The 24443-nt window shown below is 42.3% G+C and carries 23 protein-coding genes; 21 read left to right on the top strand and 2 right to left on the bottom strand.

The annotated features are described in order from the left end of the window. The first annotated feature begins 33 nt into the window (after positions 1–33). The 16 genes from gndA (at position 34) to greA (ending at position 19197) form a co-directional block, all read left to right on the top strand. Positions 34–1458, top strand: a complete 1425-nt coding sequence (gndA, locus tag O3602_RS02425; RefSeq protein ID WP_151378697.1) for an NADP-dependent phosphogluconate dehydrogenase — start codon at positions 34–36, stop codon at positions 1456–1458. Positions 1459–1467: 9 nt separating this feature from the next. Continuing rightward, the gene (locus O3602_RS02420; RefSeq protein WP_003005592.1) at positions 1468–2166 is read left to right on the top strand and encodes a response regulator transcription factor; all 699 of its coding nucleotides are present in this window, start codon (positions 1468–1470) and stop codon (positions 2164–2166) included. Between the two features lie 242 nt (positions 2167–2408). After that, the gene (locus O3602_RS02415; protein WP_371611071.1) at positions 2409–4604 is read left to right on the top strand and encodes a PTS transporter subunit IIBC; all 2196 of its coding nucleotides are present in this window, start codon (positions 2409–2411) and stop codon (positions 4602–4604) included. An 81-nt stretch (positions 4605–4685) separates the two neighbouring features. After that, positions 4686–5498 carry an endonuclease/exonuclease/phosphatase family protein gene (locus tag O3602_RS02410; protein WP_371611070.1) on the top strand — a complete coding sequence of 271 codons (813 nt, stop codon included), beginning with the start codon at positions 4686–4688 and terminating at the stop codon, positions 5496–5498. Positions 5499–5663: 165 nt separating this feature from the next. Further along, positions 5664–6137, top strand: a complete 474-nt coding sequence (gene nrdR / locus O3602_RS02405) for a transcriptional regulator NrdR (RefSeq protein WP_151378694.1) — start codon at positions 5664–5666, stop codon at positions 6135–6137. Beyond that, positions 6138–7316 (top strand): DNA helicase, encoded by a 1179-nt coding sequence (locus O3602_RS02400; RefSeq protein ID WP_371611069.1) that lies wholly within the window; start codon positions 6138–6140, stop codon positions 7314–7316. Then, positions 7317–8216 (top strand): primosomal protein DnaI, encoded by a 900-nt coding sequence (gene dnaI, locus O3602_RS02395; protein WP_201088014.1) that lies wholly within the window; start codon positions 7317–7319, stop codon positions 8214–8216. Continuing rightward, positions 8213–8926, top strand: coding sequence for a nitroreductase family protein (locus O3602_RS02390; RefSeq protein ID WP_003013196.1), 714 nt, complete (start codon positions 8213–8215; stop codon positions 8924–8926). The genes dnaI and O3602_RS02390 overlap by 4 nt, the downstream gene beginning before the upstream one ends. 57 nt (positions 8927–8983) lie before the next feature. Beyond that, positions 8984–10294, top strand: coding sequence for a ribosome biogenesis GTPase Der (gene der / locus O3602_RS02385; protein ID WP_003013034.1), 1311 nt, complete (start codon positions 8984–8986; stop codon positions 10292–10294). Positions 10295–10899: 605 nt separating this feature from the next. After that, positions 10900–13998, top strand: coding sequence for a DEAD/DEAH box helicase (locus tag O3602_RS02380; RefSeq protein WP_003013111.1), 3099 nt, complete (start codon positions 10900–10902; stop codon positions 13996–13998). 55 nt (positions 13999–14053) lie between these two features. Further along, the gene (locus O3602_RS02375) at positions 14054–14704 is read left to right on the top strand and encodes a cystathionine gamma-synthase (RefSeq protein WP_320911235.1); all 651 of its coding nucleotides are present in this window, start codon (positions 14054–14056) and stop codon (positions 14702–14704) included. Between the two features lie 9 nt (positions 14705–14713). Continuing rightward, positions 14714–16048, top strand: a complete 1335-nt coding sequence (gene murC, locus O3602_RS02370) for a UDP-N-acetylmuramate--L-alanine ligase (RefSeq protein WP_151378688.1) — start codon at positions 14714–14716, stop codon at positions 16046–16048. A gap of 81 nt (positions 16049–16129) precedes the next feature. After that, a complete protein-coding gene (locus tag O3602_RS02365) occupies positions 16130–16546 on the top strand; it encodes a GNAT family N-acetyltransferase (protein ID WP_270299254.1) in 417 nt (138 codons plus the stop codon). Positions 16547–16558: 12 nt separating this feature from the next. After that, on the top strand, positions 16559–17068 hold the full coding sequence (locus tag O3602_RS02360) for a GNAT family N-acetyltransferase (RefSeq protein WP_151378687.1): 510 nt from the start codon (positions 16559–16561) through the stop codon (positions 17066–17068). A gap of 71 nt (positions 17069–17139) precedes the next feature. Further along, positions 17140–18657 (top strand): endolytic transglycosylase MltG, encoded by a 1518-nt coding sequence (gene mltG / locus O3602_RS02355; protein ID WP_371611068.1) that lies wholly within the window; start codon positions 17140–17142, stop codon positions 18655–18657. A gap of 57 nt (positions 18658–18714) precedes the next feature. After that, the gene (greA, locus tag O3602_RS02350) at positions 18715–19197 is read left to right on the top strand and encodes a transcription elongation factor GreA (protein ID WP_003005389.1); all 483 of its coding nucleotides are present in this window, start codon (positions 18715–18717) and stop codon (positions 19195–19197) included. 160 nt (positions 19198–19357) lie between these two features. Here greA and yidC read toward each other — a convergent pair whose 3' ends face one another. Both yidC and O3602_RS02340 read right to left on the bottom strand, forming a co-directional pair. Continuing rightward, complete coding sequence (gene yidC, locus O3602_RS02345; RefSeq protein WP_151378686.1) at positions 19358–20275, bottom strand: membrane protein insertase YidC; 918 nt, start codon at positions 20273–20275, stop codon at positions 19358–19360. A gap of 77 nt (positions 20276–20352) precedes the next feature. Next, positions 20353–20631: an acylphosphatase gene (locus tag O3602_RS02340; RefSeq protein ID WP_023918900.1), complete on the bottom strand. Its 279-nt coding sequence runs from the start codon at positions 20629–20631 to the stop codon at positions 20353–20355. A 73-nt stretch (positions 20632–20704) separates the two neighbouring features. Between O3602_RS02340 and O3602_RS02335 the strand changes: the two genes are divergently transcribed. The 5 genes from O3602_RS02335 (at position 20705) to O3602_RS02315 (ending at position 24387) form a co-directional block, all read left to right on the top strand. Continuing rightward, entirely contained in the window at positions 20705–21451 is a 747-nt protein-coding gene (locus O3602_RS02335) for an RNA methyltransferase (RefSeq protein WP_151378685.1), read from the top strand. 82 nt (positions 21452–21533) lie between these two features. Beyond that, positions 21534–22025: an HD domain-containing protein gene (locus O3602_RS02330; RefSeq protein ID WP_270299263.1), complete on the top strand. Its 492-nt coding sequence runs from the start codon at positions 21534–21536 to the stop codon at positions 22023–22025. A gap of 28 nt (positions 22026–22053) precedes the next feature. Further along, entirely contained in the window at positions 22054–22740 is a 687-nt protein-coding gene (locus O3602_RS02325) for a Bax inhibitor-1/YccA family protein (RefSeq protein ID WP_003008369.1), read from the top strand. 95 nt (positions 22741–22835) lie between these two features. Continuing rightward, a complete protein-coding gene (locus O3602_RS02320) occupies positions 22836–24086 on the top strand; it encodes a diaminopimelate decarboxylase (protein WP_151378683.1) in 1251 nt (416 codons plus the stop codon). A 55-nt stretch (positions 24087–24141) separates the two neighbouring features. Further along, complete coding sequence (locus O3602_RS02315; RefSeq protein ID WP_151378682.1) at positions 24142–24387, top strand: YneF family protein; 246 nt, start codon at positions 24142–24144, stop codon at positions 24385–24387. Positions 24388–24443: the final 56 nt, after the last annotated feature.

Genomic DNA, 24443 nt, shown 5'->3' with positions numbered 1-24443 from the left:
AGAATAAAGGCAAACTATAAAGAGGAGTGTCACATGACTAAAGCAAACTTTGGTGTTGTTGGTATGGCCGTAATGGGTCGTAACCTTGCCCTTAATATCGAATCTCGTGGCTACACAGTTGCCATTTATAACCGTAGTAAAGAAAAAACAGAAGATGTAATTGCTTGCCATCCTGATAAAAACTTTGTGCCAAGCTATGATATCGAAAGCTTCGTAAACTCAATCGAAAAACCACGTCGTATCATGCTCATGGTTCAAGCAGGACCTGGTACAGACGCAACTATCCAAGCCCTTCTTCCACACTTGGATAAAGGTGACATCTTGATCGACGGAGGAAACACTTTCTATAAAGATACCATCCGTCGTAACGAAGAGTTGGCGAACTCAGGGATTAACTTTATCGGTACAGGTGTATCTGGTGGTGAAAAAGGTGCCCTTGAAGGTCCTTCTATCATGCCTGGTGGACAAAAAGAAGCATATGACCTGGTAGCTGACGTTCTTGAAGAAATCTCTGCAAAAGCGCCTGAAGATGGAAAACCATGTGTGACATACATCGGTCCTGATGGAGCTGGTCACTACGTGAAAATGGTCCACAACGGGATCGAGTACGGTGATATGCAATTGATCGCAGAAAGCTATGACCTCATGCAACACTTGCTTGGACTTTCTGCAGAAGACATGGCTGAAATCTTCACTGAATGGAACAAGGGTGAATTGGACAGCTACTTGATTGAAATCACAGCTGATATCTTGAAACGCAAAGACGATGAATGTCAAGATGGACCAATCGTAGACTACATCTTGGACGCTGCAGGAAACAAAGGAACTGGTAAATGGACTAGCCAATCAGCGCTTGACCTTGGTGTACCATTGTCACTGATCACTGAGTCAGTATTTGCTCGTTACATCTCTGCCTACAAAGAAGAACGTGTACACGCTAGCAAGGTTCTTCCAAAACCAGCTGCATTCAAATTTGAAGGAGACAAGGCTGAGTTGATCGAAAAGATTCGTCAAGCCCTTTACTTCTCAAAAATCATCTCTTACGCACAAGGTTTTGCACAATTGCGCGTTGCTTCTAAAGAAAACAACTGGAACTTGCCATTTGCGGACATCGCATCTATCTGGCGCGATGGATGTATCATCCGTTCTCGTTTCTTGCAAAAGATCACTGATGCTTACAACCGCGATGCAGATCTTGCTAACCTTCTATTGGATGAGTACTTCTTGGATGTCACTGCTAAGTACCAACAATCAGTTCGTGACATTGTAGCTCTTGCTGTTCAAGCAGGTGTACCTGTACCAACCTTCTCAGCAGCCATCACTTACTTCGATAGCTACCGTTCAGCGGATCTTCCAGCGAACTTGATCCAAGCACAACGTGACTACTTTGGTGCTCACACATACCAACGTAAAGACAAAGAAGGTACCTTCCACTATTCTTGGTACGACGAAAAATAATCTTGCTCTATGGTCAAACGAGTTCTACTAGTAGAAAATGAGAAGCAAATCGCTCGCTTCATTGATTTGGAACTTCAAAAAGAAGGGTATCAAGTTGATGTGGTCGAGGATGGAAAAGCGGGTCTGGCCTTGATTGCTGCGACCAAATATGATCTGATCTTGTTTAATTACGATTTGTCAGATATGTCTGGTGAAACATTCGCAGAGGAAATCAGTCGGATTCGCCCAGCTTCTGTTTTGATTGTTTTGGATAGCCGCGAAAAAATTGCTGAGCACAAAGAGAGTATTCAGCGCTTTGCCGTTTCCTATATGGTCAAACCCTTTATTATTAGCGATTTGGTAGATAAGATCACAGCCATTTTTAGAGGGCGTGATTATATTGACCAACATTGTAGCCAGATGAAAATCCCAACGTCATACCGTAATTTGCGCATTGACGTGGAACACCATACCGTCTATCGTGGGAAAGATATGATTAGTTTAACCCGCAGAGAGTATGATCTCTTAGCGACTCTGATGGGAAGCAAAGGGGTGGTGACACGAGATCAGTTGTTGGAAAGTGTCTGGAAGTACGAGAGTACAGGTGAGACTAATATTGTGGACGTCTATATCCGTTATCTCCGTGGGAAAATTGATCTACCCGGTCAAAAAAGCTATATTAAGACCGTTCGTGGGATTGGCTATGCCATGCAAGACGAGTTAGAATGAAACATTCGAATCCTTTAAGGATTCGAATGTTTTTTAGTTTTAAAGAAATCGTTTGCGTTGGAAATATGAGGATTTTTAAAAAACTAGAACGGAATATCAGAGGAAAAGTTCAAAAAAAAGAAATTTTTTTAGAAAAATTCGATGAAAGGCTTTACATTTTTTAAAAATGTGGTATACTAGAAACAAATTAAGCGCAAACGTTTTCTTAAAAACAAAAGCCTTAAACAATATAAGGAGGTTGAATGATGAATAAAGGATCATTCAAAAGTTTATTTAGCTTTGAATTCTGGCAAAAGTTCGGTAAGGCCTTGATGGTCGTTATCGCTGTTATGCCAGCTGCTGGGTTGATGATTTCAATCGGGAAATCAATTCCTATGATTAACCCGAATTTATCTCCACTTGTTATTACAGGTGGGATTCTCGAACAAATCGGTTGGGGGGTTATCGGTAACCTTCACATCCTGTTTGCGCTCGCTATCGGTGGTAGCTGGGCCAAAGAGCGTGCTGGGGGCGCCTTTGCGGCTGGTCTCTCTTTCATCTTGATTAACCGTATTACAGGTGCAGTTTTTGGAGTGACATCTGCAATGTTGGCTGATAAGGATGCTACCGTTCACACGATCTTAGGTGGATCGATTAAAGTTGCGGACTACTTTATCAGTGTTCTTGAAGCACCAGCTCTGAATATGGGGGTATTTGTAGGGATTATCTCAGGTTTTGTTGGAGCAACAGCCTTCAATAAATACTACAACTACCGTAAACTCCCAGAAGCCCTTTCTTTCTTCAATGGGAAACGCTTTGTACCATTCGTTGTTATCGTCCGTTCAGCTCTTGCAGCCTTGGTTTTGGCAGCCTTGTGGCCAGTAGTTCAATCAGGAATTAATGGATTTGGTGTTTGGATCGCTAACTCCCAATCCACTGCTCCAGTATTGGCACCATTCTTGTTCGGTACCTTGGAACGTCTTCTCTTGCCGTTTGGTCTTCACCACATGTTGACTATTCCAATCAACTATACTCAATTGGGTGGTAGCTACCAAGTACTTACAGGTGCTGCCAAAGGAACAACAGTATTTGGACAAGATCCACTTTGGTTGGCTTGGGTAACAGACCTTGTTAACTTGAAGAAAGCAGATCCTAGTCAGTATCAACACTTGCTTCAAGCATACGTACCAGCTCGTTTCAAAGTTGGTCAAATGATCGGATCATTTGGTATCTTGATGGGGGTTGTGGTGGCTATCTACCGCAATGTGGACCCAGATAAAAAAGAAAAATACAAAGGGATGCTTGTTGCAACTGCTCTTGCAACCTTCTTGACAGGTGTTACAGAACCAATTGAATACATGTTCATGTTCATTGCAACACCATTGTACTTGATCTACGCCTTTGTTCAAGGTGCTGCCTTTGCAATGGCTGACTTGGTTCACCTTCGTGTTCACTCATTCGGTTCAATCGAATTCTTGACACGTACTCCAATGGCCATCAATGCTGGTTTGGCACTAGATGTCTTTAACTTTGTATGGGTAACAGTTCTCTTCGCCTTTATCATGTACCTCATTGCCAACTTCATGATTAAAAAATTCAATTATGCGACACCAGGACGTAACGGCAACTACGAACAAAATGATGATGCAGCTTCAGGAGATAACAAAGCGACTGGTGCTACTACAAGTTCTGCAAGCTCACAAGTGATCAACATTATCAACCTTCTTGGTGGACGTGCCAATATCGTAGATGTTGATGCATGTATGACTCGTCTTCGTGTAACCGTTAAGGATGCTGAAAAAGTCGGAACGGAAGAACAATGGAAAGCTGAAGGCGCAATGGGTCTTGTCATGAAAGGACAAGGAGTTCAAGCTATCTATGGACCAAAAGCTGACGTTTTGAAATCTGATATCCAAGACGTACTTGATTCAGGAGAAGTTATTCCTGAATCACTTCCTAGCCAAATGACAGCAGTTCAAAAGGCTGAGGCCTCATTTAAAGGTGTGACAGAGGAAGTGCACTCAGTTGCAGATGGTCAAGTGATCAATATTGAAGATGTGAAAGACCCAGTTTTCTCTCAAAAAATGATGGGAGACGGATTTGCAGTTGAGCCTGATAATGGACGTATTGTTTCACCAGTTGCTGGTAAAGTTACAAGCGTCTTCCCAACCAAACATGCCCTTGGTTTGGTAACAGATAATGGTTTGGAAGTCTTGGTTCATATCGGTCTAGATACAGTTAGTCTTGAAGGAAAACCATTCGAAGTTAAAGTTACTGAAGGTCAAACAGTAGCTGCTGGAGACCTCTTAGTAGAAGCAGACCTTGATGCAATTCGTGAGGCAGGGCGTGAAACATCAACAATTGTTGTCTTCACAAATGCAGATGCGATTAAATCAGTTAACGTCGAACATACTGGTAAATTGGCAGCAAATGCGCCAGTTGCAACAGTAGAATTATAAGAGACGACGGCAAAAAGAGGTTGGGGCAGTGTCCCCGACCTCTTGCCGTTTCTTGATTTAGAAAGAAGGAGAAATCAGGGGATGAAATTTTTAACATTAAATTCCCATAGCTGGATGGAAGAGAATGTCCAGCAAAAATTTGAAACCCTCAAGGAGCAAATTTTAGAAGCAAAATATGATGTGATCTGTTTCCAAGAGGTCAATCAAGAAATGTCATCAGAAGCAGTCGAAACAGATGAGTTTTATCAAGCCTTGCCTTCTGCTGTAGCGATTCACAAGGATCATTTTGTTCGCGTATTGGTAGAAGAGTTGGCTGCTCAAGGACTTCACTATTATTGGACTTGGGCCTACAACCATATCGGCTATGATCACCTTAATGAGGGGGTGGCCGTTCTTTCGCGTCAACCATTGAAGGCGGATGAGATTTTGGTATCCAATATGGATGATCCAACGGACTACCATACCCGTCGGGTGGCCGTTGCCCATACGAGTGTTGATGGAAAAGAGATTGCTGTTGCTAGTGTCCATCTTTCTTGGTGGGACAAAGGTTTCCAATTTGAGTGGCCACGCATTGAGAACTACTTCAGTCAAGTAGGCAAACCCTTTATTCTAGCTGGTGATTTCAATAATCCTGCTGGTCAAGAAGGGTATGAGACGATTCTATCCAGTTCCCTTAAGCTTCAAGACAGCTTTATTGAAGCCAAAGAAACAAAGGGGACTTATACTGTAGGTCCTGGAATCGATGGCTGGACGGATAATCAAGTTCCATTGCGAATCGATTACATCTTTGCAAGTCCAGAATGGGACATCCAGTGTCTACATGTCATTTTTGATGGTCAAAACAAACCCCATGTCAGTGATCACTATGGCTTAGAAGCTGAGTTGTCGCTTTAATATAAATGGAGAGTCGAAAGGAAAATGATTTTATTCAATCGTCCTTCGACTCTTTTTTTATGTATCAATGAGGAGAAAGCATAGGGAATTCTCCTGTTCTTCTGCTTTCTTTACGGTTCAATTTATGGTAAAATGAAGTGTTAAAACAGTTTAAGGAGGTAGCAAATGCGTTGTCCAAAATGTGGTGGAAGTAAGTCTAGTGTGGTGGATAGTCGACAAGCTGAAGATGGGAATACCATCCGTCGTCGCAGGGAATGCGAAGAATGCCATTATCGCTTTACTACCTACGAACGTGTAGAAGAACGGACTCTAGTGGTTGTCAAAAAGGATGGAACACGCGAGCAATTTTCTCGTGATAAAATCTTTAATGGTATTATCCGATCGGCTCAAAAACGGCCGGTTTCTAGTGATGAAATCGAAGAAATTGTAAACCGAATTGAACAAAAGGTCCGCAGCCAAAGTGACAATGAAATCTACAGTGAGTATATTGGTTCGTTGGTTATGGATGAGTTAGCAGATCTGGATGAGATCACCTATGTTCGTTTTGCTAGTGTTTACCGGAGTTTCAAGGATGTCGGTGAGTTAGAGACCCTCTTGAAACAAATTACGAAGGGAACCAAGAAGAAAAAGGAAAAATAGATGAAGCCCAATACGCCTTTCGCATTTTTAAAAAATAATCTTCTTCCACCGGCAGGGGCTGCATTGGAGCAGTATTACCTGCCTATTTTGGAGACGGAAACAGTAGCAGTTTATCGTTATCTGCTGGCCTCTTATGATCAGGGTGAAAAACAATATTTACTTGCTCAAATCCTCAATCACTTGAATATAGGATTTCCACAGTTGTTATTCGCCTTTGATCGCTTAATTGCCATGGGGTTGATTGATCTCTATGAGGAAGAAGTTGGGATCACGATCCAGTTACATGCTCCTCTTGCCTCAGAACAATTTTTTTCGAATGCTGTTTTTAAACGCTTACTTGAAAAGAAAATCGGGGAAAAAGCCGTGGAGGATCTGCTCCCAGCACGCTCTTTAGGGACTAGACGGCAAGTTTCCTTCTCGCAAGTCTTTGGACTAGATGCTGGGGAGGCGACCGTTCTTCCAAGTAAGAAACAGCAGTTTGATATGGAGATGTTTAAGCGAATGATGGGGCGTGATGGACTTCGTTTTGCGGATGAAGGAGAAGCGACTCTAGCCCTCTTTGCCATCGCAGAAGAGCAGCAATGGACCTGGTATGAAACTTATCTTTTAGCCAAAGAAACAGCTGTAGACAGGATTGTCTCTCCAAAGAGAATGAAACAAAAATTAGCTCAGGCCAACCAAGAGCAACCCCGCATGTCCTATAGCCGTCAGGAAGAAACCATTCTGAGAGAAGCTAAGGCAAAATCCAGCCTACAATTTCTATCGGAGATTAAGAAGGCGCGCAATGCGACCATTACGCAGAGCGAACGCAAGACTTTATCCAAGTTAGCTGATCTAGGCTTACTAGATGAGGTGATCAATATCATCTTATTGTTGACCTTTAATAAGACCCAGTCTGCTAATCTCAATGAAAAGTATGCTTTGAAGGTAGGAAATGATTTTTCTTATCAAGGGGTCAACAGTGCAGAACTAGCGATTTTAAAAGTTCGAGAACGCCAGGAACAAGCTAAGGCTCAAGGAAACAAAGGGACGAGTCCTGCATCAGCCAAGGGCAAGCATAGCAATGTTCCCAAGTGGAGTCAACCAAACTATCAAAATCAAACCAGTCAAGCAGAAAAGGTGGATCTTGCTAAAGAGAAACAACGCCTGTTAGAAAAACTGAATCAAGGAGGTGAGTAGATGGAAAGTGTAGGTCAAACCATGTCTCACATGAACCGTGCGCGTCAATTTAACTATGAGGATTTGGTCGCACAGATCTTGGCAGACCAAGAAGTTGCAGCCTTTATCAAGGACCAGTCTTTGTCTGAACAAGAAATTCGACGTAGTATTTCAAAATTTAATCAATACATTAGTGAACGCAACCGTTTCTTATTGGGAGATCCGGATTATATTGCCAAAGGTTATAAGCCCATCCTCACCATGAATGAAGGCTATGCGGATGTCGCTTATGAGGAAACGCCAGAGTTAGTCGAAGCCCAAAAACGAGCTGCGATCAACCAACGTCTCAACTTGATCAATCTCCCTTCAACCTTGAAAGAAGCGAGTCTAGCTAAGGTAGAGCTCGATGATAAGGGACGATTTGAGGCCTTTGAAGAATTAGCTAATTTTGTGGCCAACTATCCAGAATATCAAAAGGGGATCTACCTCTATGGTGATTTTGGAGTAGGAAAGAGCTACATGATGGCAGCCTTGGCTCATGATTTATCCGAAAAACGTCAGGCCTCTACTACCTTACTTCATTTCCCAAGTTTTGCTATCGATGTCAAAAATGCCATCAGTTCGGGCTTGGTCAAAGAAACCGTCGATCAGGTGAAAAAAGCCGAAATTTTAATTCTCGATGATATCGGTGCGGAACAGATGTCAGCCTGGGTGCGAGATGAAATCTTACAGGTGATTTTGCAGCACCGGATGCAGGAAAATCTCCCAACCTTCTTTACTTCTAACTTTAATTTTGAAGAGTTGGAACGTCATTTTGCGGCTTCGCGTAATGGAGATGAAACCTGGCAGGCCAAACGTGTCATGGAGCGCGTGAAATTTTTAGCCAAGGAAATCCATTTGGAAGGAGTCAATCGCCGATGAATGAAACCATCCGTTTAATGAAATCTCATTTTTCTGTTCGCCGTTTTAAGGAAGAAACCATCAAAGAAGCTGACCTCAAGGAAATTTTATCAGCTGGGCAGATGGCATCAAGTTGGAAAAACTTTCAGTCTTATTCTGTGATTGTGGTCAAAAGCAAAGAAAAGAAAGAAGCTCTCTACGATTTGCTTCCTCAAGAAGCGATTCGCCAATCAGATGTCTTTCTCCTCTTTGTTGGAGATTTAAACCGCGCTGAAAAAGCTGTCAAACTTCATGAGCAGGATTTCCATCCTGAAGGGGTGGACAACTTACTGATCACCTCAGTGGATGCGGCTCTAGCGGCTCAAAATACGCTATTGGCAGCTGAAAGTCTCGGCTATGGTGGAGTGATTATCGGCATGTTGCGCTACTGTTCAGAGGAAGTCGCAGAACTCTTCCGTCTGCCAGATTATACCTACCCTGTTTTTGGGATTGCTCTCGGAGTACCCAACCAGCAACATGCAGTGAAACCACGTTTACCATTGGAGCAGGTTGCTTTTGAAGAAGAATACCAAGAACAAGACCTATCAGTTGTGACTGCCTATGATAAGGTTCAGGCAGATTATGCTGGAGCGCGTGCAACAGATAGCTGGAGCGAGCGCCTTGCAGCTCAATTTGGTCAACCTGAACAAGAAGAGACCAAAAAACTACTAGAAAAACACAAACTATTATGAAATGAAGAGAGGCGTTCTTGAACCGAAGTCATGCCTTTCATTAGAAAAGAGGAAATCATGGCCCTACCAACTATTGCGATTGTAGGCCGTCCCAATGTCGGAAAATCTACACTCTTTAACCGGATTGCCGGTGAGCGGATTTCTATCGTTGAGGATGTAGAAGGAGTCACTCGTGACCGCATTTATGCAACAGCTGAGTGGTTGAATCGAAAATTTAGTATCATTGATACAGGGGGAATTGATGACGTAGATGCCCCATTTATGGAGCAAATCAAGCATCAGGCAGAAATTGCCATGGACGAAGCAGATGTGATCGTCTTTGTCGTTTCTGGTAAAGAAGGGATCACGGACGCGGATGAATATGTCACTCGTATCTTGTATAAGACCCATAAACCGGTCATTCTTGCAGTCAACAAGGTGGATAATCCAGAGATGCGCAATGATATCTATGATTTTTATGCCTTGGGACTGGGTGAGCCACTACCGGTATCCTCTGTCCACGGGATCGGAACTGGGGATGTGCTTGATGCCATCATCGAAAATCTTCCGAATGAAACAGAAGAAGAAAATCCAGATATCATTAAATTTAGCTTGATTGGTCGTCCAAATGTTGGAAAATCAAGCTTGATCAATGCGATCCTTGGAGAAGACCGAGTTATCGCAAGCCCTGTTGCTGGAACTACACGGGATGCCATCGATACCCATTTTACCGATGCAGATGGTCAAGAATTTACCATGATCGATACAGCTGGTATGCGTAAATCTGGAAAAATCTATGAAAACACTGAGAAATATTCTGTCATGCGTGCCATGCGTGCCATCGACCGTTCAGATGTGGTTTTGATGGTTATTAATGCCGAAGAAGGGATTCGGGAATATGACAAGCGGATCGCTGGCTTTGCTCATGAAGCTGGTAAAGGTATGATCATTGTTGTCAACAAATGGGATACCATTGAAAAAGACAACCATACCATGAAGCAGTGGGAAGATGACATTCGCGATCAATTCCAATACCTTTCTTATGCGCCGATTGTCTTTGTCTCTGCCTTAACTAAACAACGCTTGCACAAGTTGCCAGACATGATCAAACAGATCAGTGAGAGTCAAAATACACGGATTCCTTCAGCTGTCTTGAACGATGTGATTATGGATGCCATTGCCATTAATCCAACGCCGACCGACAAAGGAAAACGTCTTAAGATCTTCTATGCGACACAAGTGGCAACCAAGCCGCCAACTTTTGTGGTCTTTGTTAATGAAGAAGAACTGATGCACTTCTCTTACCTTCGTTTCTTAGAAAACCAAATTCGCAAGGCCTTTGTTTTTGAAGGAACCCCGATCCATTTGATTGCGCGGAAACGGAAGTAGGGATTACGAGACAAATGGATCAAAGTGGAGAAGGATATTTCAAATGATAAAACGCTCATTCTTCCAACTATGAAAACAACTAAAAGTAGCGCATAAGCGTTGCTTTTTTTAATAAGCTGGTAAAATGAAGTTGAGGATAGTCAGATGGGTAGTATCATAGTCCGGATATTATTTATTCCTTATGCTTTTTTTAGGATGAGTAGAGTAAACTCATGAACATCATGAGAGCTTTAGGTTTGTGTACTTATTATTTAAGATCTATCTGTATCTCTTGTTTATCGGTTCGATCGTAAGCTTGGAGCTCTTGATCCTATTGCTGGGGATTTTATTAAAAAATAAGGTCGTGTTTTTTCTATGGACAATCTGGATCTTGCTGTTCTCCTTATTTCGCTATTCTATCTATTGTTCGCTCAAACAGTCAAAAGAGAAGATGCGTGGATAGCTGTTTGTGATGACTAAGTTACGAAATCATATAAAAAACTGGGACAATGCTGTCTCAGTTTTTCTATTTAAAAATGGGCTAAAAACCTTTCAAGATGATGACTATCTTTTCTAATTTTTCCTTAAATATGTTATAATAAAGGGATTAATTTAAGGTGGTAAACATGGCAAAATTAATTCCTGGGAAGGTTCGTTCACAAGGGAGCCTTCTCTATGAAGATGGGAAAGTTTCCCTTCAGGAAGTAAAAGAAAAATACCTGTATTTTCGGGTGGAAGAAGAAAGCTTGCGTTACAGTTTGGATGATGATGCCGTTTTTTGTAGTTGTGCTTTCTTTCAAAAGAAAAAATTCTGTACCCATCTGGCAGCTATAGAAGCTTATCTGAAGAATGATGACAGTGGGAAAGCTGCTCTTGCAAGTCTTGAAGAAGACGCCACTGCAACTGAAGAAACTCAGGAGAAGGTCTCTTTTGGAAGTTTATTTTTAGATCAGGTGCTTCCAAAAATCGAGAAAAAAGAAACCCGCTATATCTTATCAGCTGTTGGACATGAAGACGACTATTCTGGTCAATTTTTATGGACTCTTCGCATTCGTCGCTTGCCAGACGAGCGCTCTTATGTGATCAGAGATGTGCTAGCTTTTTTGCAGACCCTTCAAAAAGAAGGCTATTTTGCAATTGGCAAAAGTTATTATGAACCTATTTCTTACTTAGAATTTGATAGGGCTAGCCAGGATGTGATTAATTTCCTACAGGGCTTGGTCACAGATGGTGGATCAAAAGAGCAAGATTTCTTTCCCAATGCTGGGCGCCATCTCTATTTTCCACCGAGTCTTTTTGAAGAAGCTGTGGAATTACTGATGAATTTGGACTCTTTTCTGCTGCAATATAGCTTGTATGACTTTTCAGAAGTGTATTTTCAGGATGTCCATGGGGAGGAAGATCTCTTTCATTTTCAGGTGGAGGACCATGGGGATTTTTACGAAATGATCATTACTGAGCCACAAGTGAAGGTTATCGAGTCGGCTAATTATCTATTTAGAAATGGTGTCTTCTATCACCTGACGCCCCAACAGCGGACCCTATGGAAGGCGATCCAAGATCTTCCAATGGATCAGGATCGCAAAAAACGCCTGCATTTTGATCCAACGGACCAAACAAAGCTTTCCTATAGTTTAAAAGAGTTCAAAAAACTGGGACAAATAACAGCACCGACCAGCTTTTTAATCCACGATTTTACTCCGGAATTTTATTTTGATCTTGCACAGGACCAGACCGTTTTACTGGACGTGGTCTTTCAATACCAGGACCGTGCAGTGACCACGCGTGAGGAACTTCTCAATCTTCCTTATTCCAGTGATTTCGATAAGGAGCAAGAAGTCTTTTCAACCATGCTAGCAGCAGGTTTTACAGACGACTTTTCTTCCCAAAGAAGTCCTTTATCAAGTGAGCAGCTCTATCCATTCTTTCACCAACAGATCCCGACTTTTGAAGCCTTAGGAGAGGTTACCCTCTCTGATAACCTTTTAGATCTTTATCAAGTGGAGCGTCCAAAAATTGATGTTAAAACCAATGGCAGTCTACTGGAGATTGGTTTTGACTTTGAAAGTGTGGATCCAGCTGAAGTGGACCAGGTCCTCAAAGCTTTGGTGGGGCAAAAAGATTATTTTGTTAGCCATACAGGGAAGGTCCTTGTTTTTGATGAAGAAACCAAGAAAATCAGTCGAGCCTTAGCAGATCTGCGGGCGAAAATGAGCAAGGGTGGGAAACTACAAGCCCGCCGGATAGCTGCTTATCAGTTATCTGATTTGTTGGCAGATCAAGACAATGTTCATTTTTCAGAAGAATTTCGAAATTTGGCTCATGATTTGACTCATCCAGAAGATTACCACCTCCCTCAGATGACAATCCAAGCGACCCTAAGGGATTACCAAGAAACAGGGGTCAAATGGTTCTCCATGCTAAATCATTATGGTTTTGGTGGTATTTTAGCGGATGATATGGGGCTTGGGAAAACCCTGCAGACCATTTCCTTTTTGACCAGTGTTGCAAAAAAAGAAACTAAAATCTTGATTCTAGCTCCGTCTAGTCTCATTTACAACTGGAAACAAGAATTTTCAAAATTCGCTCCTCAGATGGAAGTGGCAGTCGTCTACGGTCTCAAGCAGCACCGAGATGAACTCATCGCAACCAATCCACAGGTAGTTATCACTAGTTACGCTTCTTTCCGTCAAGATGTGGAGGAATACCAGAAGAATCAGTATGAGTACTTGATTCTAGATGAAGCCCAGGTCATGAAAAATGCCCAAACCAAGATTGCCCAACACTTACGTGGCTTTGAGGTTCCGCATGTGTTTGCCCTATCAGGGACACCGATTGAAAACCATGTGGGTGAACTCTGGTCCATTTTCCAAATTGTTCTTCCAGGGCTCTTCCCAGCTAAAAAAGAATTTCAAAAATTGACTCCTGAGACCATTGCGCGATTTGTCAAACCCTTCGTCATGAGACGGAAAAAAGATGAAGTGCTCCAAGAATTACCGGACTTGATTGAAACAACCTACCACAATGAGTTGGATGACAGTCAAAAAACGATCTATTTAGCTCAATTAAAACAAATTCAAGATCGAGTTCGAACCTCTAGTGAGGAAGAACTAAATCGGAGCAAGGTGGAAATTCTCTCTGGTCTCATGCGCCTTCGCCAAATCTGTGATACCCCCGCCCTCTTTATGGAAGACTATCAGGGAGATAGTGGGAAATTGGAGAGCCTTCGAGATCTTTTGGGTCAAATAAAGGATGGTGAACACCGGGTTTTGATCTTCTCTCAATTCAGAGGCATGTTGGATATTTTGGAGAAGGAAATTGATCAGCTCGGCATGACTTCCTTTAAAATCACGGGGTCCACTCCGGCCAAAGATCGTCAAGAAATGACCAATGCCTTTAATGCAGGTGAGCGCCATGCTTTTCTCATTTCTCTAAAGGCTGGAGGGGTCGGATTGAACCTCACTGGTGCCGATACCGTCATCTTAGTCGATTTGTGGTGGAATCCTGCAGTGGAAGACCAGGCTATTGGACGTGCCCATCGAATGGGACAGGAACAAAATGTTGAAGTTTACCGTATGATTACTCGTGGTACGATTGAAGAGAAAATCCAAGAACTGCAAGCTTCCAAAAGACACTTGGTCTCAACGATTTTAGATGGAACGGAAACACGATCCAGTTTATCTGTTGAGGAAATTCGTGAGATTCTTGGAATTCAGTCAGAATAGCTTGAAAAATTCTGTGAATAGTTTATAATTAATGGAGTGTCGAAAGGAAGAAACCATGACAGAAAAATATTTTCCTCAAGTAGGGGATAATGAGTTGATGTTAACAGAGATGCCCCACATGAACCTGTACGATGAAACAGATTTGATTAGTAACATTACAGGCGACTATGTGGATAAAAATTATTTGGAATGGCAACCGATTGCTGAAAATACCAAACCCAAGCATCCTTACCATCAACCACTAGAAGAGCCCCTACCGAAAAGACGGCCAGTAAGAAAACCTGATTTTAAAGAGCCGATTGATAAAAAAAGTCCTGCCAATCGTTATGCAGAGGAAGCCAGAGAGCGAGCGCGTGAAGATCTGAAAAAGAAACGCACAGCCCCCTATCTGACAACGGATCCAGCAGCTACTACAAGTAAGCGGAAAAAACCGTTTATTTCAGAACGAAAACCTGGCCAGACAACGGCTCCCTTCCAAAAGGAAAAGCCAGGTGAATTATTGAAATATAGCAAACGATTGCGACAAGATCAGTTGATCCTTGCAGAGTTTGAATCTGTAGGAGAACCAGAAGTGGCGGAACCGACTGAAAAGAAAAACAATTATGATTTCTTAAAGACTAGCCAAATATACAATAAAGATCAGCACAAGCTGAAACTACAGCCGATCAAACAAGAATTGGATTTAACCCATCTAGATCAAGAATAAGGAGAAAACATGTCTAACACATACCATTTTATTGGAATTAAAGGAGCAGGGATGAGCGCTTTAGCTCTCATGCTTCACCAAATGGGACATACGGTTCAAGGGTCAGATGTTGAGAAATATTATTTTACGCAACGTGGCTTGGAACAAGCAGGGATTCAAATTTATCCATTTGATGTGAAAAATTTGGAAGGCGACAAGATCCTCATTGCCGGGAATGCTTTCCGTCCAGATAACAATGTAGAAATTGCTTATGCAGATGAGCATGGTTTAACCTATAAACGCTACCATGAATTCCTTGGTGAATTTATGCGTGACTTCGTCAGCATGGGAGTTGCCGGAGCACACGGAAAAACCTCAACAACAGGGATGCTTTCCCATGTCTTATCAAATATCACTGATACCAGTTATTTGATTGGTGACGGGACAGGTCGTGGATCTGCAGCAGCCAAATACTTTGTATTTGAATCAGATGAGTATGAACGCCACTTTATGCCTTACCATCCTGAATACAGTATCATCACCAATATTGACTTCGACCATCCAGACTATTTCACGAGCTTAGAAGATGTCTTTAATGCCTTTAACGATTATGCCAAACAAATCAGCAAAGGCCTCTTCATCTATGGAGAAGACAAAGAATTGCGTCGGATTACCTCGTCAGCACCAATTTATTACTATGGTTTTGATAAGGAGACGAACGATTTTGTGGCTAGCAACTTGCTTCGTTCAACGGCAGGTTCAACCTTCGACGTTCATTTCCGTGGAGAAGATTTGGGGCAATTCCATATCCCAACATTTGGTCGTCACAACATCATGAATGCCACAGCTGTCATTGGCTTGCTTTACATTGCAGGATTTGACTTAGATTTAGTCCGTGAGCATTTAAAGACCTTTGCTGGAGTGAAACGTCGCTTCACTGAAAAAGTAGTTAATGGAACAGTCATCATCGATGACTTTGCGCATCATCCAACGGAAATTATTGCAACCTTGGATGCAGCCCGTCAAAAATACCCAAGTAAAGAGATTGTGGCCATTTTCCAACCACATACTTTTACACGGACGATTGCCTTGTTAGATGAATTTGCTGAAGCGTTGAATCAAGCAGATGCTGTTTACTTGGCACAGATCTATGGTTCTGCACGGGAAGTCGACCACGGCGATGTGAAGGTTGAAGATTTGGAAGCAAAAATTGTCAAACGTTCAGCGATTATTACAGCTGAGAATGTTTCTCCTCTTCTTGACCATGATAATGCAGTCTATGTCTTTATGGGAGCAGGAGATATTCAAACCTATGAATACTCATTTGAGCGTTTATTATCTAGTTTGACACATAGTGTACAATAAGAGATGATTGAGTCTGGAATCGATTGGTTCCAGACTTAAATTTATCTGTCCACTGAAGGAGTATGAGATGAGGAAAGCAGGATGATGATTCGACCAATCACCCCAGCTGATCAAGAACAGCTGTTGTTGCTAGAAGAAGAACATCATGACGATGAAGGGAAGGAGCACAAGGCCACTCTTGAGGAAGCGCTAGGTTCGAAGGAAGCCATTACTCTGCTTGCAGAACAGGCGGGAGATATGGTGGCCTACTTGTTGGCGACAGAAGACCAGCATTTAAAAGGAGACCTAATCGTATTGCGATTAGCAGTGAGGCCAGCCTTTCAAGGTCAAGGATATGGTTCTATTTTGGTCGCTGCTTTAAAGGATCTAGCTGTTCAAAAGGGAAAGAAAGCCATTTGGATCGATTGCCCAGAAGACTTACTATCTTACTTTGCCCAGCAAGGATTTCGGGATGAAGCTGAGTCTGATCGAGGTGTCCATATGGTTTGGGAACGATAGAAGGAATTAATGATGAAAGAAAAGATTCACATTAGACAAGCAAAGCTGCAGGATTTGGATGCCATCGAGCGCATTGAGCTTGAAAATTTCTCAGAAGAAGAAGCGATTCCGCGTCAGATTTTAAAAGATCACATCGAAAAGATTCAAACGACATTTCTTGTAGCAGAGTGCGAAGGTCAGATTTTAGGATATATAGAAGGACCTGTTAGACCGGAGCGCTATTTGATCGATTCCTCCTTTTTAGAGGTTGAAGATCTAAGTCATTTAGAAAAGGGCTTTATTTCCATTACGAGTCTTTCTATTGCTAAAGAAGCCCAAGGACTTGGAGTGGGAACCCTTTTGCTTGAAGCGATGAAAGAGATTGCGATTAAGGATGGCTGTCAAGGGATCAATTTGACCTGTCATGATTATTTGATTCCTTATTACGAAAAGCAAGGATTTACCAATGAAGGTCTCTCAGAATCCCAATATGCGGGTGAAGTTTGGTACAATCTGGTCTGGGAAAATAGAAACCTTAATTAAATAGGTATTTTGAAGAAGAAGGGCGATTTGTATTGCTTTTCTAAATCTTTTAAGATATAATATTAAGGATTATGATGAGGGAGGTCAATTATTTGACTGATAAATCACAAGACAGTGAGAAGTTATTAAGTTTCAAAGAGCAGATCCTCAGAGACTTAGAAGAGGCCAATGAGCAACTTCTAAAGATCGAAAAAGAGTATGATCTACCTAATCGAAGCATTGAAACCCCTTCTTCACTGAAAGAGGAGGAAGAAGGAACACCGCCTCCAAAAGTAGAAGAATCTGCGTTGGCTCCCAAAGAAGAACCAGTGGAGCCAGTAAAGGCGACTCCTGCTGTGGAAGAACAGAGTGAGCTTACAAAGCCTGCTAAAAAAGAACCAAGTCAGGAATCGGTAGAGGAAAGCTTATCGCGCTCTTCTCGTAACCAACGCCAACAAAAACAAAAGAAACAAAATAAAATCGCTAAACGAATTGTGCGGACAGTGGTCAGCCTTTTGCTGATTGTGATCGTGGCTACAGGGATCTTTGCTGTGACCTATATCCATTCAGCTGTCAAACCGATGGATAAAAATGCAACGGAATTCGTAACGGTTGAGATTCCAGCAGGTTCAAGTAATCGTGAGATTGGCGCGATCCTTGAGAAAAAAGGACTCGTGAAAAATGGCCAGTTCTTTAACTACTATACCAAGTTCAAGAACTATAGCAATTTCAAATCCGGTTACTTCAATTTGCAAAAGAGCATGGATCTAGAAACCATCATCCAAAAACTGCAAGAAGAGGGAACCAAAACACCTCAGGCCCCAGTTCTTGGAAAGGTGACGATTCCAGAAGGTTATACGATCGATCAGATTGCAACGGCTATCACCACCGATGTCTCCACTAAGAAGGCAGGAAAGACTCCGTTTAAGAAAGAAGATTTCTTGAAGGCTGTCCAAGACGATGCCTTTATTGAGAAGATGGTGGCCAAATATCCTAAGCTCTTGGCGAATCTGCCAAGTAAGGATTCAGGTGTTCGCTACCGTTTAGAAGGTTATCTTTTCCCAGCAACTTATAACTATGGGAAAGATACCACAGTGAAAGAGATGATCGATCAGATGATCGCGGCAATGGATCAAAACTTAAGACGCTATTATGAAACACTTGAGAGCAAGAACATCAATGTAAACGAAGTATTGACTCTTGCTTCCTTGGTTGAAAAAGAAGGGGCGACGGATCAGGACCGCAAAGATATCGCAAGTGTCTTCTATAACCGCTTGAACCAAGACATGCCTTTGCAAAGTAATATTGCAATTCTTTATGCGCAAGGGAAACTTGGTCAAAAGACGACCTTAAAAGAAGATGCAACGATCAATACAGAGCTGGATTCACCTTATAATATTTATAAGAATACCGGCTTGATGCCTGGCCCAGTGGATAACCCTGGAGTATCAGCGATCGAAGCGGCGGTGAACCCAAGTAAGACCGATTACTTGTATTTTGTCGCAAATGTCGAAAATGGTGAAGTTTTCTTCGCTAAGACATATGAAGAACACAATAAAAATGTTGAAGAACACGTCAATAGTAAATTGACACAAGCAAGTTCAAACTAGAAAAAGCATGTGGCGCGTCCACAGCTTTTTCATTCAAATAATAGAAAGAGAAGAATAATGGCAGAAAAAACATACCCAATGACCCTAGCAGAAAAAGAAAAATTGGAACAAGAATTAGAAGAATTGAAATTGGTCCGTCGACCTGAAGTGGTAGAACGGATCAAGATCGCTCGTTCATATGGTGACCTCTCAGAAAACTCTGAGTACGAAGCAGCAAAAGATGAACAAGCTTTTGTTGAGGGTCAAATCTCTAGCTTGGAAACAAAAATCCGTTATGCGGAAATCGTCGATAGTGACGCTGTTGCAGTAGACGAAGTAGCGATTGGAAAAACCGTTACAGTTCAAGAAGTTGGCGAAACAGATGAAGAAGTATACAGTATCGTCGGTTCAGCAGGGGCAGATGCCTTCGCAGGAAAGATCTCTAACGAAAGCCCAATCGGTCACGCTTTGATTGGTAAGAAGACAGGTGACGTAGTCACTGTTGAGACACCAGCTGGAAGCTACCAAGTGAAAATTTTGAACGTAGAAAAAACAGCGTAACTATAAAATGCAGGCTCTCCAAGAGGGCCTATTTTTTTGTGCTCTTAATCTCCTTGTGAGGGTGAAAATTCTACGTTGACTGACTGAACGATATCAAAAAAAGCACTTGAACCTTGGGTTCAAGTGCTGCTCTATTTTCGCTAGAATTTAATAGTTTGTACTACTTTCTATTGCGTTGTTTTCCTGCATTGCGGTTGTTTTTTGGTTTGTGTTGGATTTGTGTCGTTGCAGTTGGTGTGACATCTTTTTTCACGCGGTGACTGGTTGCTTTTGGAGGATTGTTTTTGTATTCCTCAGCGACCCGTTTGCGAAGATTTGGACGAATCAAGTAGTTGATGACAAATTGTTGGATAATTTGGATCACCCCGCCGACTACCCAGTAAAGAGTCACTCCGGCTGAAGAGATCAATGAGAAGACACCGATCATAATCGGACTCATCAGTGATGCTTTGCGCATGCTTTCCTTCTGGGTTTCATCTTCAATTCCATGAAGAGAGAGCATACTTTGGATATAGTAAAGAACCGCAACGATAGCCGTCAAGAGCAAGCTTGGTTTGCCAAGAGCAATGCCAAGGAAGTTACTGTCTGCTACCCCTTTGGTGTGTTGAGCTGCAAAGAAGAGAGCTGAGAAGAATGGCATTTGGATCAAGAGTGGCAAACACCCAACTCCACCAAACATGCTGACTCCATTTTCACGTTGAGCAGCCATTAATTCCTGTTGCGCCAATAGCTTTTCTTCTTGCGAGCTAGCGTTCTTCATGCGCTCTTGGATTGGCCCAAGGATGGGTTTTAAGTAATTCATCTTTTCAGATTGGTAGGTGGCCTTCCATGATTGGTACAAACCAAGTGGCAAGATGATTAACCGCACGATCAAGGTGACGATAATAATCCCGATCCCAAAGCCCAAGCCAAGGTTGTTGGCAAAGAATTTGATGGCTTCGCCCATTGGACGGCCAAGAAGATCCCAGATCAATCCAGTCGGATTTCCAGTTTTCCGATCGACACTCACGCATCCTGATAAGAAGACAAGCGAAGCTAGTCCCATCGATGCAAGTAATGCAAGTTTATTTTTTTTCACAAATAGTTCCTTCTTTTTTTTAATGATACCTTTCTATTCTACTGTTTTTTTTGAAAATACACAATAGTTCTCTAGTCTTAATTTGCAATTTTGAAGTCTGTATAGTTTTCAAAGTTTGCGAGCGTAACATCCAAATAAGTCACATGTGCAAAAGGCGTAGGACCTTTGCGAATTTCTTGGATGAATTTGGCCATTTGGCTGCTAGATTCTGCCTGGGCCAGAATGCCAACAGTTCCGTCGTCATTATTCCAGACACGGCCAGTGATCCCACCGATCTCTAAAGCAAGACTGTAGACTCCCCAGCGAAAGCCAACCCCTTGAACCCGTCCTTGGGCAATCATTTTTACCTTTTGCATGTGCGACCTCCTTGACTCGAAGAAATCTATCTGAGGCATGATTTCTTCTTTTTCTTTGTGCTATAATAGTTCTATGAATATTATAACGTCTAAATCCAATAATGTAATCAAAAATGCTAAAAAATTACATCAAAAAAAATACCGGACAGATTCTTATCTCATTGAAGGCTGGCATCTGTTTGAAGAGGCAGTAGAAAATCAAGCGAAGATTCGGCAGGTCTTTGTTTTAGAAGCCTATTTAGACCAGGTAGAGGATATCCAAAAAGTCACCGTCGTGACTCCGGAGATCTTAAGTCACTTGGCAGATTCTAAGACTCCTCAAGGGATTGTCGCAGAGATCGCTCTAGAGCAGCCAGAACTTCCGGATCAGCTACAAGGGCGCTTCCTCTATTTGGAGGATGTACAGGATCCTGGTAATGTAGGGACGATGATTCGAACAGCAGATGCAGCTGGCTTTGATGGCGTCATGCTATCGAAAGCCTCCGCAGATCTATACAGTCTCAAGACCCTTCGATCCATGCAGGGCAGTCATTTCCATATTCCTATCTGGAAACTGGATCGAGAAGAACTTATGGAGCGAGCTGCGCAATCTCATCTAGCAGTTCTCGCAACGACGCTTTCAGAAGCTTCCATTGACTACCGTCAGCTTCCTCAGACCGATCAGTTTATTCTGGTTATGGGCAATGAAGGAAATGGCATCAGCCAGGAAATAGCGGCACAAGCAGACCAGCTGGTTCATATTCCCATGCCAGGTCGAGCAGAGAGTTTGAATGTTGCAGTGGCAGCAGGAATTTTGATGTTTTCTTTAAGGAAATTTTGAGAAAAAGAAGTATACTTAACCTGTAAGAAGAAGTTGATGGAGATCTTGTTGGGAGAGCTTATCAACGAAAGGTGGTTATCTTATGCAATATCATCGTGACAAAGAATACATGACCTATGTAGGCCATCTGATCCAGCATCCTAAGGTTCAAAAATTAGCCGACATTCCCCACCATATTCATTCCAATCGTTTGGAGCATTCCATTCATGTTAGCTATACCAGTTATAAACTTGCTAAAAAATTTGGTTGGGATGCCAAAAGTACGGCTCGGGGTGGCCTCTTGCACGACCTCTTTTACTATGATTGGCGCGAGACCAAGTTTACCAAGAGTCACGCCTGGATACATCCCCGCATTGCCGTGAGAAATGCGCGAAAGATCACAGATCTCAATGCCAAGGAAGAAGACATCATTATTAAACACATGTGGGGGGCTACCATTGCTCCGCCTCGCTACAAAGAATCTTTTGTGGTGACCATGGTGGATAAATACTGGGCTGTTAAGGAAGCTTCAGAACCATGGCGTAAAAAGATGGCCAAAAGGAGATTTTTTCATCGAAAAATGTTAAAATCGTAGTAAACAAATTTGAAAGGAACTTGTTTATATGTATAATGATTCAGTAATCCAAGAACAAAGTGGATTGAATGCTTTTTATAACAAAATCTACTCATTAGTTGGGATCGGTGTTGGGATTTCAGCCCTTGTCTCTGGTCTTATGATGACAGTCTTTCAAGATTTCTTCGTTCAAATCTTGACAACAGCACCAATGGTTTACTACGCAGCAGTGGTTGTAGAATTGATCTTGGTCTTTGTTGCAAGTGGGAAGGCTGTTAAAAATAGCCCGTCTGCTCTTCCAATCTTCTTGATCTACTCAGCTTTGAATGGGTTTACGTTGAGCTTTATCATTGCTCGCTACATGCAAGCGACTGTCTATAAGGCTTTCTTGGTCAGTGCCTTGATGTTTATTGTCATGGGAGCTATCGGACGCGTCGTGAAAAAAGACCTTTCTGGTATGGGACGTGCCTTGATGGGAGTCTTGATCGGTGTGATCATCGCTTCTGTTGTGAACATGTTTTTGAGAAGTTCTGGAATGGACTATATCTTGAGTATTATCTCTGTCTTCCTCTTTGCAGGATTGACAGCTTGGGATAACCAAAAGATTCGCTATGTCTATGATCAAACAAATGGTCAACCTGCTACAGGTTGGGCAGTAGCGATGGCTTTGGAACTTTATCTTGACTTTATCAACCTCTTTATCAGCCTTCTTCGTATCTTCGGAAGAAACGACTAATCAAAGAGCAATTGAGCTGGGGCATTTGCCTCGGCTTTTTTTGTCTTTCGACTTGTGCTATACTAATAGTGACTAAAGAATAGAAATGAGCGCTTATGAAAACACCTTTTGTAACCCGTGAACAATTAGAAAGTCTGACCCAAGAATTCCCTACCCCTTTCCATCTCTATGATGAAGCAGGAATTCGTGAAACGGCTCGTGCCCTCCATCAAGCTTTTGCTTGGAATGAAGGATTTAAGGAATACTTTGCCATCAAGGCGACTCCCAATCCTTCGATCCTAAAAATTTTGCAAGAAGAGGGCTGTGGTGTCGACACTGCCAGCTACGTGGAATTATTAATGGCGGATAAGCTGGGCTTTAGCGGGAAAGAGATTATGTTTTCTTCTAACAACACGCCAGCTGATGAATTTGTCTATGCTAGAGAATTAGGGGCAACTATCAATCTGGATGCCTATGAAGATATTGCTTTCTTGAAGTCTGTGACTAGCATCCCCAAGGTTATTTCTTGCCGCTATAATCCTGGTGGAGTTTTTGAACTGGGAACCGATATTATGGACAATCCTGAAGAAGCTAAGTTTGGAATGACCAAAGAGCAATTGATCCAAGCCTTTATCGAGTTGAAAGAACTAGGTGTGGAAGAGTTTGGCATTCACGCTTTATTAGCTTCTAATACTGTATCCAACGACTACTATCCAGAGCTAGCGCGTCAACTTTTTGAATTAGCAGTAGAAGTCGTTGAGAAAACAGGTGTCCACTTGGGCTTCATCAATCTCTCTGGTGGGGTTGGGGTCAATTACAAGCCGGAGCAAGAACCAAATGATATTGCCATTATTGGGGAAGGCGTGCATCGCGTTTTTGATGCGATTCTCAAACCGGCGGGACTTGGCCATGTGAAAATCTATACCGAGCTTGGTCGCTTTATGCTGGCTTCACATGGCCTCTTAGTAACCAGAGTCACTCATAAAAAGAAAACCTACCGGACCTATGTGGGTGTCGATGCTTCAGCTGTGAATCTTCTTAGACCGGCTATGTACGGTGCTTATCACTATATTACCAATATGGATCGTCCAGATGGACCGACTGAAGTGGTCGATGTCGTGGGAAGTCTCTGTGAAAATAACGATAAATTTGCGAAACAACGAGAACTACCCGTGACGGAGATTGGAGATTTGCTCGTGATCCATGACACCGGAGCCCATGGATTTTCAATGGGGTATCAGTACAATGCCAAGTTGCGTTCTGCAGAAGTTTTGCTTCAAGAAGATGGGCAGGCCCGTTTGATTCGTCGAGCAGAAAAACCAGAAGATTATCTTGCGACACTCTACGGCTTTGACATTGAAAAATAAGCGATTGTCTGATATAATGATAGTTATGTAAAAATAATGGATCGGAGAAAATTGTATGAATCTCTTTTTAGGAATTTTGTTGATTATTTTAGCTTTCTTTGGTGGAATGATTGCAGGGATGTTCTTGCTTCGTCGTCAATTTGAAAAAGAATTTGCATCAAACCCACGTTTGAATGTTGAAGCAGTCCGTACGCTTTTAGGTGCGAGTGGCCAACGTCCAAGCGAAGCAAAAGTTCAACAAGTCTATCGCCAAATTGTGAACCAACAAAAATCTACAATGGCGAAAAACAAGAAAAAATAAGAGTGGGGCAATCTCACGATAATAAATGAGAGGGGCTTGGAGGAATTTCTTAGTCC

Origin of the sequence: Streptococcus sp. 27098_8_186 (assembly GCF_041432055.1) — a bacterium.
Lineage (GTDB): Bacteria > Bacillota > Bacilli > Lactobacillales > Streptococcaceae > Streptococcus > Streptococcus dentalis.
Note: the sequence above shows the minus strand (reverse complement) of the source record. Positions and strands in the feature narration are given on the sequence as shown.

What these genes read in the sequence shown, in the direction of transcription:
- nrdR (WP_151378694.1), top strand. Translation starts at nt 5,664, where the DNA reads ATGCGTTGTCCAAAATGTGGTGGAAGTAAGTCTAGTGTGGTGGATAGT.
- O3602_RS02400 (WP_371611069.1), top strand. Translation starts at nt 6,138, where the DNA reads ATGAAGCCCAATACGCCTTTCGCATTTTTAAAAAATAATCTTCTTCCA.
- O3602_RS02340 (WP_023918900.1), bottom strand. Translation starts at nt 20,631, where the DNA reads ATGCAAAAGGTAAAAATGATTGCCCAAGGACGGGTTCAAGGGGTTGGC.
- murC (WP_151378688.1), top strand. Translation starts at nt 14,714, where the DNA reads ATGTCTAACACATACCATTTTATTGGAATTAAAGGAGCAGGGATGAGC.
- mltG (WP_371611068.1), top strand. Translation starts at nt 17,140, where the DNA reads ATGATGAGGGAGGTCAATTATTTGACTGATAAATCACAAGACAGTGAG.
- O3602_RS02320 (WP_151378683.1), top strand. Translation starts at nt 22,836, where the DNA reads ATGAAAACACCTTTTGTAACCCGTGAACAATTAGAAAGTCTGACCCAA.
- greA (WP_003005389.1), top strand. Translation starts at nt 18,715, where the DNA reads ATGGCAGAAAAAACATACCCAATGACCCTAGCAGAAAAAGAAAAATTG.
- O3602_RS02375 (WP_320911235.1), top strand. Translation starts at nt 14,054, where the DNA reads ATGACAGAAAAATATTTTCCTCAAGTAGGGGATAATGAGTTGATGTTA.
- O3602_RS02325 (WP_003008369.1), top strand. Translation starts at nt 22,054, where the DNA reads ATGTATAATGATTCAGTAATCCAAGAACAAAGTGGATTGAATGCTTTT.
- O3602_RS02360 (WP_151378687.1), top strand. Translation starts at nt 16,559, where the DNA reads ATGAAAGAAAAGATTCACATTAGACAAGCAAAGCTGCAGGATTTGGAT.
- O3602_RS02365 (WP_270299254.1), top strand. Translation starts at nt 16,130, where the DNA reads ATGATGATTCGACCAATCACCCCAGCTGATCAAGAACAGCTGTTGTTG.
- O3602_RS02330 (WP_270299263.1), top strand. Translation starts at nt 21,534, where the DNA reads ATGCAATATCATCGTGACAAAGAATACATGACCTATGTAGGCCATCTG.
- der (WP_003013034.1), top strand. Translation starts at nt 8,984, where the DNA reads ATGGCCCTACCAACTATTGCGATTGTAGGCCGTCCCAATGTCGGAAAA.
- dnaI (WP_201088014.1), top strand. Translation starts at nt 7,317, where the DNA reads ATGGAAAGTGTAGGTCAAACCATGTCTCACATGAACCGTGCGCGTCAA.
- O3602_RS02410 (WP_371611070.1), top strand. Translation starts at nt 4,686, where the DNA reads ATGAAATTTTTAACATTAAATTCCCATAGCTGGATGGAAGAGAATGTC.
- O3602_RS02335 (WP_151378685.1), top strand. Translation starts at nt 20,705, where the DNA reads ATGAATATTATAACGTCTAAATCCAATAATGTAATCAAAAATGCTAAA.
- O3602_RS02420 (WP_003005592.1), top strand. Translation starts at nt 1,468, where the DNA reads ATGGTCAAACGAGTTCTACTAGTAGAAAATGAGAAGCAAATCGCTCGC.
- O3602_RS02390 (WP_003013196.1), top strand. Translation starts at nt 8,213, where the DNA reads ATGAATGAAACCATCCGTTTAATGAAATCTCATTTTTCTGTTCGCCGT.
- O3602_RS02380 (WP_003013111.1), top strand. Translation starts at nt 10,900, where the DNA reads ATGGCAAAATTAATTCCTGGGAAGGTTCGTTCACAAGGGAGCCTTCTC.
- O3602_RS02415 (WP_371611071.1), top strand. Translation starts at nt 2,409, where the DNA reads ATGATGAATAAAGGATCATTCAAAAGTTTATTTAGCTTTGAATTCTGG.
- O3602_RS02315 (WP_151378682.1), top strand. Translation starts at nt 24,142, where the DNA reads ATGAATCTCTTTTTAGGAATTTTGTTGATTATTTTAGCTTTCTTTGGT.
- gndA (WP_151378697.1), top strand. Translation starts at nt 34, where the DNA reads ATGACTAAAGCAAACTTTGGTGTTGTTGGTATGGCCGTAATGGGTCGT.